Origin of the sequence: Marinobacter psychrophilus, assembly GCF_001043175.1 — a bacterium.
Classification (GTDB): domain Bacteria; phylum Pseudomonadota; class Gammaproteobacteria; order Pseudomonadales; family Oleiphilaceae; genus Marinobacter; species Marinobacter psychrophilus.
On sequence record NZ_CP011494.1, the window covers coordinates 3,268,907 to 3,282,162 of the forward strand.

Annotated in this window: 10 protein-coding genes; 2 read left to right on the forward strand and 8 right to left on the reverse strand. The window is 55.7% G+C overall.

The window, feature by feature from the left end; genetic code table 11:
• Window positions 1-102 precede the first annotated feature (102 nt).
• The 8 genes from ABA45_RS14850 to ABA45_RS14885 form a co-directional block, all read right to left on the reverse strand.
• Window positions 103-504, reverse strand: coding sequence for a hypothetical protein (locus tag ABA45_RS14850; protein WP_048387375.1), 402 nt, complete (start codon window positions 502-504; stop codon window positions 103-105).
• 22 nt (window positions 505-526) lie between these two features.
• Window positions 527-1,294 carry a Crp/Fnr family transcriptional regulator gene (locus tag ABA45_RS14855; protein WP_048387378.1) on the reverse strand — a complete coding sequence of 256 codons (768 nt, stop codon included), beginning with the start codon at window positions 1,292-1,294 and terminating at the stop codon, window positions 527-529.
• 163 nt (window positions 1,295-1,457) lie between these two features.
• Window positions 1,458-2,264, reverse strand: a complete 807-nt coding sequence (locus tag ABA45_RS14860) for a peptidylprolyl isomerase (protein WP_048387380.1) — start codon at window positions 2,262-2,264, stop codon at window positions 1,458-1,460.
• A gap of 24 nt (window positions 2,265-2,288) precedes the next feature.
• A complete protein-coding gene (narI, locus tag ABA45_RS14865; protein ID WP_048387382.1) occupies window positions 2,289-2,966 on the reverse strand; it encodes a respiratory nitrate reductase subunit gamma in 678 nt (225 codons plus the stop codon).
• Between the two features lie 20 nt (window positions 2,967-2,986).
• Window positions 2,987-3,739, reverse strand: a complete 753-nt coding sequence (narJ, locus tag ABA45_RS14870) for a nitrate reductase molybdenum cofactor assembly chaperone (RefSeq protein ID WP_048387384.1) — start codon at window positions 3,737-3,739, stop codon at window positions 2,987-2,989.
• Between the two features lie 10 nt (window positions 3,740-3,749).
• Window positions 3,750-5,309, reverse strand: coding sequence for a nitrate reductase subunit beta (gene narH, locus ABA45_RS14875; RefSeq protein WP_048387386.1), 1,560 nt, complete (start codon window positions 5,307-5,309; stop codon window positions 3,750-3,752).
• Window positions 5,306-9,049, reverse strand: coding sequence for a nitrate reductase subunit alpha (locus ABA45_RS14880; RefSeq protein WP_048387388.1), 3,744 nt, complete (start codon window positions 9,047-9,049; stop codon window positions 5,306-5,308). Before ABA45_RS14880 ends, narH begins: the two co-directional genes overlap by 4 nt.
• A 140-nt stretch (window positions 9,050-9,189) precedes the next feature.
• Entirely contained in the window at window positions 9,190-10,485 is a 1,296-nt protein-coding gene (locus ABA45_RS14885) for an MFS transporter (protein ID WP_048387390.1), read from the reverse strand.
• 156 nt (window positions 10,486-10,641) lie between these two features.
• Between ABA45_RS14885 and ABA45_RS14890 the strand changes: the two genes are divergently transcribed.
• Together ABA45_RS14890 and narL are read left to right on the forward strand one after the other, a co-directional pair.
• Complete coding sequence (locus ABA45_RS14890; protein WP_048389141.1) at window positions 10,642-12,528, forward strand: histidine kinase; 1,887 nt, start codon at window positions 10,642-10,644, stop codon at window positions 12,526-12,528.
• Between the two features lie 26 nt (window positions 12,529-12,554).
• The gene (gene narL / locus ABA45_RS14895; protein ID WP_048387392.1) at window positions 12,555-13,214 is read left to right on the forward strand and encodes a two-component system response regulator NarL; all 660 of its coding nucleotides are present in this window, start codon (window positions 12,555-12,557) and stop codon (window positions 13,212-13,214) included.
• Window positions 13,215-13,256: the final 42 nt, after the last annotated feature.

Genomic DNA, 13,256 nt, shown 5'->3' on the forward strand with positions numbered 1-13,256 from the left:
CCGCTGACAATAGGTACTGCATAGATTAGATTATTTAAAAGTAATTAAAATACCTCTTATGGCATACGCACAGGAGGCTATTGATACCTCCTCTAGCTCTGATTAGCCGAGGCTGACCGCTTCGCCGTTAACGTCTAAAGGCAGATAATTGCCAACGTGGCCCATGCGAATGCTTTCGACCATCATGGTCATGGGCTGCTGTGCTTCGTCGCTGGACGGGGGCACGCCACCACGGCCAGACATAGCCGCCACGAATACAACGTCCCAGTTCTGACCCGTGTTGCAGGACTCGTCCACCAGCTGACTGAAATCTGCGGCTTCGGCAGGGGTTTTATCCACGCAGATCACCGGCGTAAGTGCGCCGCCCTCGCCCCGTTCAAAAGCGGCGAGCTCCTCTGCAGAAACCGAGTCCGGTAATTCGGCGCGGCAAAACACAAACAAAAGGCGCTGGGGTTCGTCCTCCTGCCCGGTAGCAGCAATTAATTCACGGTAGCAGCTGATCATTTCATAACTCCTAAAATGGCCGTTATTGGCTGATCCGAATCAGCTTGCTCGGGTCGGAAATAAACACCCGGCTGCGATTTACCCGCACCAAGCCATTGGATTTCAGGTCGGCCAGAATGCGCGAGAAAGTTTCCGGCTGCATGGCAAGGCGCGATGCCACCAGGCATTTGGGCAGTGGCAATTCCACTTCACCACCCTGCTCGCTGCCTTCTGGCAACAAATCGACTAAATAGCGAATCAGCCGATCGCGAGCGCTCTGCACGGTCATGATTTCCAGATCGTGAAAACGAGTCACTGCGCGCATGGCGTAATGGCGCAAAGCGGCCTGGGTATAGCGGTGATTGGTGTCCAGCAAGTCTTGATACGCTTTCACCGGAATCATCAGCACTTCGCTGGTTTTCAGGGCTTCGGCGAAACAGGCGTAGCGGGCGGGATCGGCGTATATCATCACTTCGGCAATGCAGTCGCCGGGCGCGATGCTGTCCAGTGTGCGATCGACACCCGATGCATCCAGCCGGTACAAGCGCAAACGGCCAGACAACACAAAGAAGAAATGGTGGGCCGGCATATCCTGACGATACAGCAACTGGTGATGGCCCAACCGCAAGCGGCGGGCATGATGCAGAAGCTCTTGCAGGTCGTCTTCTTCCAGAGCGCTGAACATGGCGTGGCTGCGCAGCAGCGCCAGGCTGTCTTCGTGTTCACGAGGCTTAACCGCCGCCAGAACCGGCTTGGCGTAATCCGTTGAGGTGTTGTACGTGCGAGTATCAGCAGCTTGTATCAGCGCCATGACGGCATCCTTTTTGGCTTTTCATGTATTCATAATCTATGAATTAATACTAGAGGGATCGGCTGCAAAAATCGCTCCCTCTTAGGAGGTAACCCATTAGCCGTGCGGCCTGCACTGTTTCCAGCCAGGCCGCACATATTGCTTTTAAAGTCCGCAACCGCAATTACTGCATCAGCGGCGAATCCGGCAGTTCCAGATCCACGCCTTTAACACCGGCTTCGGCCGCTAATATTTGCAAGTACTGGCGACAGGCACGGCGGGTTACGCTTTCGCTCAGGTACTGGCGAATTTGTGGCTTTACGTGCTCGAAAGGCAATGGCTGGCCATCAATGCGCTGGTCTACACGCACAATGTGGTAGCCGTAACGGGTTTCGATCAGCTCCGAATGCAGGCCTTCCTTCAGATTCAGCACCGGGCGCTCAAACTCGTCTACAGTCTGGCCTTTACTGATCTGCCCCAGGCTGCCGCCCTGATGGCGTGATTCACAGGCTGAATACTGCTTGGCCAGGTCGTCAAACCGTGAACGACCTTCAAACAGTGCTTTCAGCAATTGGTCCCCCACCTCTTCCTGGCGCATAAGCTCGGCAACGTCATCCGGTGCCGCCGCCAGCAATATGTGGCTCACGGCCATCACTACCGGGCTGCAAAACCGCCTGGGGTTGGCGTTGAAGAAACGCTCGCAGTCCTGCTCTGTCGGGTCTGGAACACCCAGCTCTGATTCAAGCACTTTGGCGACACGGTCTTCTTCATCCAGCTCTTCAGGCAGTCTCAAACGCTTGGCCTGATCTAGCAACAATTGACGTATCACTAGGCTTTTAGCGGCATCGTGCCAGGCGGTAGCGGCTTCTTCGGCGGGGTGATACTGCATTTCCCGCGCTATGTCGTCTTCGTTGATCAGCGTGTCGCCAACGGTCACCGGTGGGAACCGGTTTCTGGGTTTTTCGGCTTCGCCGGTGGGTATCAATTGCATGGTGTTTCCCTCTTCACGATGAAACTAAACGCGCTTGCGCACCACTTGGTACTTGCGGCCAAAATACTCTAGCGGCACGCTGAGCATGTGCACCAGACGGGTGAACGGGAAGAGCACAAAGATGGTCAGGCCAAGGAAAATATGGGTTTTATAGATCCAGTGCACACCGGCAATATGCGACGCGGCATCGCCCTGAAAGGTCAAAATGCCCTGCGCCCAAGATGCCAGCAACAACATGGTGCTGCCATCCAAATGGCCCAACGTGGGGTAAATGGTCAGCATCCCCAACGCAACCTGAACCATCAGTATCACAATGATCATATTGTCAGAGAAGGTGCTGCTGGCTTGAACGCGCGGATTGGTCAGGCGGCGAACCGCCAACGCGATGCCGCCAATCAGCGCCATGGCTCCGGCGATGCCGCCCACGACAATCGCCATCACCTGTTTGGCTCCAGCGCTCATAAACGGCTCATAGACAAAGTGCGGCGTCAGCAGGCCCGCCAGGTGGCCAAAGAAGATCACCAATACGCCGACGTGGAACATCACGCTGGCCCACACCATATTTTTCTTGCTCAGAATCTGGGTGGACTGGGCGCGCCAGGTAAACTGGCTGTTATCGTAGCGGGCCCAGGTACCAACCAGCATAATCAGAATGGCAATGTAAGGATAAATCCCGAACACCAGTGTATTTAAATAGGACATTGTTCTCTCCTCCTCCGCGCTCAGGCGTTACTCACCGGTTGTTGGGCCGGGCGAGGTGCGACATCCGCCATCAGCTGATCGCTCAAGTGAATGGTCTGGGTTTGCTCCAGCTCACGGCGACGTTGACCTACCACACCGCCGGTGCTGCAGGAGCTGCCCTGGTCATCCACAAACTTCACCATTTCCTCTTCCCACACTTTGTCCAGCGCTTCGGGGGTGTCGTCACGCTCTTCCAATGCCACAATTTTCGCCAGTTCCTTGCGGTCGGTTTTGCGGCCGGATAGCTCCAGCAGCGAATCCATAATTCCGTGGTACAGGCTTCCACGCTGGTACAAACGCTCACCCAGCAAACCCAGAATGTGGTGAATATCTTCCAGCCAATTTTTGATCTCTTTCCATGGCCGGGTAGACAAATACTCCATGAACAGTGGCAAGTAGTCCGGCAGTTCGCGGGCGTCAATCTCCAGACCGTTGGTTTTGTATTGCTCCATCAGGTCGACCATGGCCTGCCCGCGATCGCGCGATTCGCCGTGCACGTGCTCGAACAACAACAAAGAAGTGGCGCGGCCCCTATCAAAGGTGGCAACGTAGTTTTCCTGTAGGTCCAACAGATTGCCGTTGCAGAGCATGTCAATGCAGCGCAGCAACTGCTCTTTGTTTTTGCGCGGCAAGCGGCTGTCTTCCAGCACCGCAGCCGTCAGCTCATCGCGGCCACGCTGCAAATCGGCGTTCGGGTATTCCAGCAACAGCGCCATCACTTTTAGAACTTTCATAGTCTGCTCCTCAATCCTGCAGCTGTTTCGGGTCAACCTGCTTCACCGTGGTCAGTTTTTGCACCATGGTGGTGGTCTGGCTTTTGCCACCGAACATGTTGAATTCACTGGTGCTGCCACCACAGCCGTCACCAAAGCTGAAACCACAGCCGCCACGTTCGGGAAAGGCTTCTTTCGCCATTTCGCGATGGCCGCTGGGAATCACAAAACGGTCTTCGTAATTGGCAATGGCCAAGTAGCGGTACATTTCATCGGCTTGGGCTTTGGTCAACCCGACTTCTTCCAGTGCCCGCAGGTCTTCCACGCCGTCTACGGTTTCAGCACGCTTGTACAAGCGCATGGCCATGATGCGTTTTAGCGCACGTACGATGGGCTTTTCGTCACCGGCGGTGAGCAGGTTGGCCAAGTACTTCACTGGAATGCGCAGGCTTTCGATTTTCGGCAGTACGCCGTCAAACTCGACCTGGCCGGCTTCGGCGGCTGACTGAATCGGGCTCAGGGGCGGCACATACCACACCATGGGCAGAGTGCGGTATTCCGGGTGCAGCGGCAGGGCCAGTTTCCACTCAACCGCCATTTTGTAGACCGGGCTGCGCTGGGCCGCGTCAATCACGTTCATTGGCACACCGTCGTTGGTCGCCTGGGCAATCACTTCCGGGTCAAACGGGTCGAGGAAGATGTCCAGCTGCTTCTCGTACAGCTCGTGCTCGCCGGGCGTGCTGGCCACTTCTTCAATGCGATCGGCGTCGTACAACAGCACGCCCAGATAGCGAATGCGGCCTACGCAGGTTTCTGAGCACACGGTGGGCATACCAGCTTCAATCCGCGGATAGCAGAAGATGCACTTCTCAGATTTACCGGTTTTCCAGTTGAAGTAGATTTTCTTGTACGGGCAGCCGGATACACACATGCGCCAGCCGCGGCACTTGTCCTGATCGATCAGCACGATGCCGTCTTCTTCCCGCTTGTAGATAGCACCGCTTGGGCAGCTGGCCACACACGTGGGATTCAGACAGTGCTCGCACAGGCGCGGCAGGTACATCATGAACGTGCTTTCGAACTGGCCGTAAATGTCGGCCTGAATCTGGTCGAAGTTTTTGTCTTTGCGGCGTTTGGCAAATTCGGTGCCCAGGATTTCTTCCCAGTTCGGACCCCATTCAATTTTTTGCATGCGTTTTCCGGTGATCAGCGAGCGTGGCCGTGCAACCGGCTGGTGTTTGCTGTCGCCAGCGGTGTGCAAATGCTGGTAATCGAAATCGAACGGCTCGTAGTAGTCGTCAATTTCCGGCAGGTCCGGGTTGGCGAAAATGTTTGCCAACACCCGAAACTTCCCACCGATGCGCGGGCGGATTTTGCCGCTTGGGTCGCGCAGCCAGCCGCCTTTCCACTTGTCCTGGTTTTCCCACTCTTTTGGGTAGCCAATACCGGGTTTGGTTTCGACGTTGTTAAACCAGGCGTACTCCATGCCTTCACGGCTGGTCCAGACGTTTTTACAGGTCACTGAACATGTGTGGCAACCAATGCACTTGTCCAGGTTCAGCACCATGCCTACTTGGGAACGGATCTTCATTTTACACTCTCCTGAACAGTGTCGTTGCCCTCGCCATCAAGCCAATCGACGTTCTTCATTTTGCGCACCACCACAAACTCGTCGCGGTTGGACCCCACGGTGCCGTAGTAGTTGAAGCCGTAAGAGTACTGGGCATAGCCACCAATCATGTGAGTGGGCTTCGGGCAGGCCCGGGTAACCGAGTTGTGAATGCCACCGCGGCTGCCGGTAATTTCCGAACCGGGAATATTCACAATCCGCTCCTGAGCGTGGTACATCATCACCATGCCCGGCATCACCCGCTGGCTGACCACCGCCCGCGCTGACAAAGAACCGTTAGCGTTGAACACTTCTATCCAGTCGTTGTCTTCCACTCCTATGTCGACGGCGTCGTCTTCACTCAGCCACACAATGGGGCCACCACGAGACAGGGTCAGCATCAGCAGGTTGTCGCTGTAGGTGCTGTGTATACCCCACTTCTGGTGCGGCGTCAGGAAGTTCAACGCCTTCTCCGGGTTGCCGTTGGGCTTGGCGTTCAGCAGCGGTGCGGCCGCTTTGGTGTTAATCGGCGGGCGATACACCAGCAGGCTTTCGCCAAAGGCGCGCATCCACTCGTGGTCTTGATAGAACTGCTGGCGGCCGGTCAGCGTGCGCCAGGGAATCAGCTCGTGCACGTTGGTGTAGCCGGCGCTGTAGGACACATGCTCGTCTTCCAGGCCAGACCAGGTTGGGCTAGAGATGATTTTGCGCGGCTGCGCGACTATGTCGCGGAAGCGGATTTTTTCGTCTTCTTTGTTCAGTGCCAGGTGTTTGTGATCCAGCCCGGTGAATTCAGACAGCGCCGCCCAGGCTTTCACGGCGACCTGGCCATTGGTTTCCGGAGCCAGGCTTAGAATCACTTCACACGCATCGATGGCCGTGTCAATTTTCGGCCGGCCCGCATTGGCGCCGTCGAGGTGTTTGTGGTTCAGCTCACCCAGGAACGTCACTTCTTTTTCGGTGTTCCAGCTGATGCCTTTACCACCGTTACCCAGTTTGTCCAACAGCGGACCAAGCGACGTAAAGCGCGCGTAAGTGTTCGGATAATCGCGTTCAACCGTCATAAAATTAGGCGCGGTTTTACCCGGAATCAGATCGCACTCGCCGCGTTTCCAGTCTTTTACATCAAACGGCTGGCCAAGTTCCGCGGGTGCATCGTGCATCAGCGGCACAGTAACCACGTCTTTCTGGACACCCAGATGACCTTCAGACGCCTTGGAGAACGCCTTCGCAATGCCTTTGTAGATGTCCCAGTCACTGCGGGATTCCCACGCCGGATCCGTCGCTGCGGTCAGCGGGTGAATGAACGGGTGCATATCCGAGGTATTCAGGTCGTCTTTTTCATACCAGGTGGCGGTCGGTAGAACGATGTCGGAATACAGGCAGGTGGTGGACATGCGGAAATCCAGAGTCACCAACAGGTCAAGCTTGCCTTCGGGCGCTTCGTCGTGCCATTTCACTTCCTGCGGTTTGAGGCCGCCATCGTGCCCCAGATCTTTGCCCTGCAAACCACTCGTCGTACCCAGCAGGTACTTCAGCATGTATTCGTGGCCCTTGCCGGAAGAACCCAACAAGTTAGAGCGCCAGATGAACATATTGCGCGGGTGGTTTTCCGGGGCTTCAGGGTCTTCCGAGGCAAACGCCAGCGAGCCGTCTTTCAAGGACTGAGTCACGTACCCTGGCACGTCCATACCAGCGTTTTCAGCTTCGGCTGCAATGCCCAGCGGGTTACGGTTGAACTGCGGTGCAGACGGCAACCAGCCCATCCGTTCGGCGCGAACGTTGTAGTCGATCAGGCTGCCACCGAATTTGGTCTTGTCCGCCAGCGGCGACAAGATCTCGCTCACATCCAGTTTCTCGTAACGCCACTGGCCAGAGTGGGCGTAGAAGAAGGATGTACCGTTCATCTGGCGTGGCGGGCGCTGCCAATCCAGGCCAAACGCCAATGGCTGCCAGCCGGTCTGTGGGCGCAGTTTTTCCTGGCCTACATAGTGGGCCCAACCGCCACCGCTTTGACCGACACAGCCACACATGATCAGCATGTTGATCAACGCGCGGTAGTTCATGTCCATGTGGTACCAGTGGTTCATACCGGCACCGACGATAATCATGGAACGGCCGTTGGTTTTGTGCGCAGTCTCGGCGAATTCACGAGCAATGCGGGTCACTTTGTGCGCGGGTACGCCGGTGATCTTTTCCTGCCAGGCGGGTGTGTAAGGCTTGATCTGGTCGTAGTCGGTAGCGCCGTCGTCTTCACCCAGGCCACGGCTGATGCCGTAGTTGGCGATCATCAGGTCATATACGGTGACGACTAGAGCTTCTTTGCCGTCTGCCAGTTCAATTTTTCGGCTGCCCAGCTTGTGGGTCAGGGTGTCGCTGATCTCAACGGATTTGAAATGCTCGTGCTTGATGCCGCCGAAATACGGGAAGGCAACGTCCACAACTTCGTCGTGCTTTTCCACCATCGACAGCTGTAGATTCACGTCTTCTTTTTTCGCCGTTTGCTTTAGGTTCCACTTGCCCTTTTCACCCCAGCGGTAACCGATAGAGCCATTTGGCGCCGTCAGCTGGTTGGTGGTTTCATCTATGGCAATGGTCTTCCATTCGGGGTTATTTTCTTCGCCCAAACCATCCACCAGGTCGCTGGCGCGCAGAAACCTGCCCGGCACATAACGGCCGTCTTCCATTTTGTCGAGCTTCACCAGGTACGGCATGTCGGTGTAACGGCGCACGTAATCCGTGAAGTAAGCACTGGGATTATCAACGTGAAACTCTTTCAGAATCACGTGACCCATGGCCATACCCAGCGCAGCGTCAGTGCCTTGCTTGGGGTTCAGCCACTCATCGGACAGCTTGGCAACTTCGGCGTAATCCGGCGTAATGGCAACGGTTTTGGTGCCTTTGTAGCGCACTTCGGTAAAGAAATGGGCGTCCGGAGTACGGGTTTGTGGAACGTTGGAGCCCCAGGCGATGATGTAGCTGGAGTTGTACCAGTCTGCGGATTCAGGAACGTCGGTTTGCTCGCCCCAGGTTTGCGGGGAAGCCGGCGGCAAGTCGCAATACCAGTCGTAGAAGCTCAGGCACACGCCGCCGATCAATGACAGGTAACGGCTGCCCGCAGCGTAAGACACCATAGACATGGCAGGAATCGGCGAGAAGCCAATGATGCGGTCTGGGCCATGCTTTTTCGCGGTGTAAACGTTAGAAGCGGCAATCAGTTCGTTCACTTCGTTCCAGTCGGAACGGACAAAACCGCCCATACCGCGGCGTGGCTTGTATTCAGCGGTTTTCTTTGGGTCTTCCACAATCGAGGCCCAGGCATCGACCGGGTCGTTAAACTGGATACGGGCGGCGCGCCACAGCCTCATCAGATGCTTACGCATCAGTGGGTACTTCAGGCGGTTGGCGCTGTACATGTACCAGGAATAACTGGCACCACGAGGGCAACCACGAGGCTCGTGGTTCGGCAGATCCGGGCGGGTACGGGGGTAATCTGTTTGCTGGGTTTCCCAGGTCACCAGACCGTTTTTAACGTAGATTTTCCAGCTGCAAGAGCCGGTGCAGTTTACGCCGTGGGTGGAGCGCACAATTTTGTCGTGCTGCCAACGCTGGCGATAGCTGTCTTCCCAGCCACGATTTTCGGTATGGGTTTCACCGTGGTCGCCAGAAAAGGATTCACGCTTTTTGCTGAAGTAGCTCAGCTTGTCGATCAAATGACTCATGGTCTCTCTCCGTTTGCCGGATCGCGTTAACGATTTGAGACCATTGTGTGGCAACTAAACAGCGAAAGCAGCGTGGTTACTACCTCTAAACCAGCCCCTACCACCAGGAGGGTAGACGGCACTTAGACCATCCGGGACTGTCAGAAAAACAGCTCACGGCGCTCACGGCGCCGGGTGTGTCGAGCGAACAATAAAGTACAAGCCACCAGCATCACAAACAGCAGCATGAATACCGCAGAACGCACATTCAGCCAGGCATTGATGGCGGCGAATACAATGGGCAACACGAATGCCACAGCGAACGCACCCAGCAGCAAAAAGCCCGCCATTACCGCCGTCGCATCGCGGCTTTCCAGAATAATCATCCGCTGCAGCGCACCAATAGCCGCGCCCAGGGCCACGCCAAGCATAATCATCACACCGCCCTCCCACACCCGCGGCAGCAAAATCTCTAGATGGTAAAAGCGCCCCACACCTTCTATCGACAGAGTCATCGGTGGGTATGACAGAACGAATAGCGCCGCCAGCGCCAACAGCAAGGCCCATATAACCACACGGCTGCTGCCCAAACGATCGGCCAGCGCACCGCCCGCAATTTGGGCCAGAGCACCCGGCAATATAAACCACAAGGCCTGATGCGCACCCAGGCTTACCGGCAAGCCCGAGCGTGCCGACAGGTAATCTGGCAACCACAAGGCCAATGCGAAAAAACTACCGGCAATAACAGAAAAATAACCACACAAAGGCCAAACCCCTGGCGCACAGCATTTGCGCCAGGCCCCGGCATTACTCACTAAGAATGCGGTTTGGTCGTCGGGCTCGGTGAGCATCAGAAACAGGGCCAATATCAACAGCAGCACAATGACATACGCCAGAGGAACGCCTTGCCAGGAGTAGGCCTGTTGCAGCAGCGGCACCAGGTAATAATTGAAACCGGCGCCGGTAATACCCGCACCAAAAACACCCAACACCAGCCCCAGCCGTTGCGGTCGGCAATGAATGGCTACAAATTGCAGCCCCGCACTGTAGAAACCACCGGCCAGACCCAAACCACCCGCGGCGAGAATATAGCCACCAAAACTGTCGGCAAAGAAAACCAGCGCCATACTGAACGCCAGACCCGCAAGACAGCACAACATGACTTTTCTGGCACCCCACATGCTTGCACATAATCCTGCCGGAACCGCTAACAATGCGCTCACCGCCATGGGCATTGCCAGCAACAAGCCAAACTGAAGTTCGCTCAGCTGAAAATTGCTGCGCAGAGTCACACCAACCACTGCAAATAGAGTCCAGCAGGCGGCGGCAATAATGAATCCAGCCAGTGCAAGTGGTAACACGATCAATAGCGATGCATAACGCTCTTCATCTGACTCGGTGCTGTCGACCGATAGCTGTAAGGCTCGGATTTCGGACGGCCTTGGCTCCATGCTCATGGTATTCTCCCTTTTGACAGACGTGCCTTTGAGTGTCTTACTTTGCCTGTACGTCGGTCAAAGACTATGATTGTTTAATGACCTCGTGGGTAGATGATTATCCGTAAAGAGGTAGTTGGCATTCAGTCAACACCCACTCGCCACCTAAAAAAAGCTATGACCTCCAGAAACTCACTCGTTAACCGGATTGCCACCGCCGTTAGTGCGGTCGTACTCACCGCCATTGTCAGTATGGGAGTGACCTTGGGGGTGTCACAAAGCATTGCCGGCAACGCCACCGCCATCAACCTGGCGGGCACTCTACGTATGGGCGCGTATCAGTTGTTAGCGCAGGTAGCTCGACTGCAAGACCAGAACACCGCCGATGGGCGCCATGTCCTGAACCAGATGATAAGCCGCTACAATCAGCGCCTGGTCCATGCTGACATTATCCAGTCGTTACCACTTACAACCGATCACCCGCTGGCGCAACGCTACCGTGACGTAGTCAGCCAGTGGAACTCCAGCGTTGGCCCCATGCTGGCGCAACACCGGCCCGGAGACTCGCTAACCGGCTCTATGATTAACACCACCCAAAGTTACGTAGACAATGTTGATGTGCTGGTGTCTATGCTTGAAAACCGGACCGAAGCCCGTATCAGTCTACTTCACCTGATGCAGGTGATCAGCTTGGTGTTCGCTATTCTGATTGTGTTGGCGCTGTTTCTGGATTTGAAGAATCGCGTTCTGCGACCGCTACGAAAACTGGTGAGCATTGCCGAATCCGTGAGCAAGCAAGATTTTTCCCGCAAAGCCGAGCTGGGCGGCTCTGATGAGCTGGCGCAGCTCGGGTCGGCGTTTGACCAGATGACCAGCGAGTTGGCGCTTACCTACTACGAACTGGAAAGTAAGGTCCAAGCCAAAACTGAAGAGCTGGAGAAAAGCCACGCTGCGCTCGAATTACTGCATTCGTCCAGCCGCACTCTGTTTGCGAATCACAACTTGTGCGATGGCGCAGTACCCATGCTACAGCAGCTGGAGCAGATGCTCGGCATCGGCCCTATCAACCTGTACCTGCACGACAAAGCCTCTGCAGAGCCGGTTCAAGCCGTCACCACTGCCACCACAGTGCGCCCATTTTACTGTCACGATCACAGTTGCAACGCTTGCCTGGTTACCGAAGAGGAACATGACGAGCTGCCACTGCCCGGCAATGACGGCCGCCGTTTGCTGCTGCCCATTCGCACCCCTGGTCAACTGTTGGGCACGTTGGAAGTCTGGTACCCGGCCTCACAGGATTTGTCTAGAACCGCACGGAGGCTGCTGGAAACGTTAAGCGATCAGCTGGCCACGGCCATATTTCTGGAGCGCCAAATTACCGAAGAACAACAGCGGACCCTGATCGAAGAACGCACCGTTATTGCCCGCGAACTCCACGATTCTCTCGCCCAGTCTTTGTCATACCTCAAAATCCAGGTTACTCGATTGCGCAGAATGAACATGGACGGCCCACAAAAAACCGGGTACAACGCTGTACTGGACGAGCTAAGCACAGGTTTAAGCAGCGCCTATCGTCAGTTGCGGGAACTGTTAGCGACTTTCCGCTTGAAGCTCGACACACCAGACCTTGGCGCCGCACTGCGCCAGACCGTGCACGAATTTTCCGGACGCATGGCCAAGCCCGTCAATCTGGCTTACAAGCTGCCCGCACAAACGCTTTCGCCCAATGAAGAAATCCACACCCTTCAAGTTGTGCGCGAAGCACTGGCCAACGCGGTCAAACACAGCAAGGCCGAAGCAGTGTGGGTAAACGTCAGTTTCGAGTCTCCGCAGGTCAAGGCTAAAATCCGGGACAACGGTCGCGGGCTACCCGATTCAGGTCAGCCAGAGAGACACTACGGTATGATCATTATGCAAGAACGCGCCCGCTCACTGGGTGGCCAGTTAACGGTCGCTAATCATCCGCTAGGAGGAGTGGAAGTGAGTTTGCGTTTTATTCCCCACGCCCGGAACCAGATCTCGGTTAAACCGGCCAATATCCCGAGAATCGCGGATTCCAACTGACGGTTTACCCACATAAAGAGAGAGCCATGGCCGATACACCTGCAAGCATATTATTGATCGATGATCACCCACTATTACGCAAGGGCATCAAGCAACTGATCGAAATGGAACCGGATCTTGAAGTGGCGGGCGAGGCCAGCAACGCGACGGACGGCGTGCGCATTGCCCTTGAACTGGAACCAGACCTGATCCTGATGGATCTGAATATGCCGGACGTGAGTGGTGTTGAAGCCTTGCGGCAGTTACGAGCCCACAACATCAGCTCACGCATTATTATGTTCACGGTGTCAGATCAGCAAGATGATGTGGTTGAAGCATTACGCGCTGGTGCCGACGGCTATCTGCTGAAGGATATGGAACCGGAGGATATGATTAAACAGCTGCACCAGGCAGCCGTAGGAAAGCTGGTCATCAGCGAACGCCTTACCTCCCTGCTGGCAGAAGCACTGCGCAGTAACAAATCGCAACAGCCTGCGCGACCAGACTTCGACAGCCTGACACCCAGGGAAAAAGACATTCTGAAGCTCATCGCCGAAGGTCTGTCTAACAAGATGATCGGCCGAAAACTGGACATCAGCGACGGCACTGTGAAAGTCCACGTAAAGCACCTGCTGAAAAAGCTCAACCTGCGCTCACGGGTAGAAGTCGCGGTGTGGGCTGTGGGAGAGGGTCTGCACAAAATCTGAGCTATATCAACGCGGCGTGGGCCGGCCCTGGTTAAGATAAGT

Coding starts and splice junctions, on each gene's coding strand:
- ABA45_RS14850 (WP_048387375.1), bottom strand. CDS start 504: ATGATCAGCTGCTACCGTGAATTAATTGCTGCTACCGGGCAGGAGGAC.
- ABA45_RS14855 (WP_048387378.1), bottom strand. CDS start 1,294: ATGGCGCTGATACAAGCTGCTGATACTCGCACGTACAACACCTCAACG.
- ABA45_RS14860 (WP_048387380.1), bottom strand. CDS start 2,264: ATGCAATTGATACCCACCGGCGAAGCCGAAAAACCCAGAAACCGGTTC.
- narI (WP_048387382.1), bottom strand. CDS start 2,966: ATGTCCTATTTAAATACACTGGTGTTCGGGATTTATCCTTACATTGCC.
- narJ (WP_048387384.1), bottom strand. CDS start 3,739: ATGAAAGTTCTAAAAGTGATGGCGCTGTTGCTGGAATACCCGAACGCC.
- narH (WP_048387386.1), bottom strand. CDS start 5,309: ATGAAGATCCGTTCCCAAGTAGGCATGGTGCTGAACCTGGACAAGTGC.
- ABA45_RS14880 (WP_048387388.1), bottom strand. CDS start 9,049: ATGAGTCATTTGATCGACAAGCTGAGCTACTTCAGCAAAAAGCGTGAA.
- ABA45_RS14885 (WP_048387390.1), bottom strand. CDS start 10,485: ATGAGCATGGAGCCAAGGCCGTCCGAAATCCGAGCCTTACAGCTATCG.
- ABA45_RS14890 (WP_048389141.1), top strand. CDS start 10,642: ATGACCTCCAGAAACTCACTCGTTAACCGGATTGCCACCGCCGTTAGT.
- narL (WP_048387392.1), top strand. CDS start 12,555: ATGGCCGATACACCTGCAAGCATATTATTGATCGATGATCACCCACTA.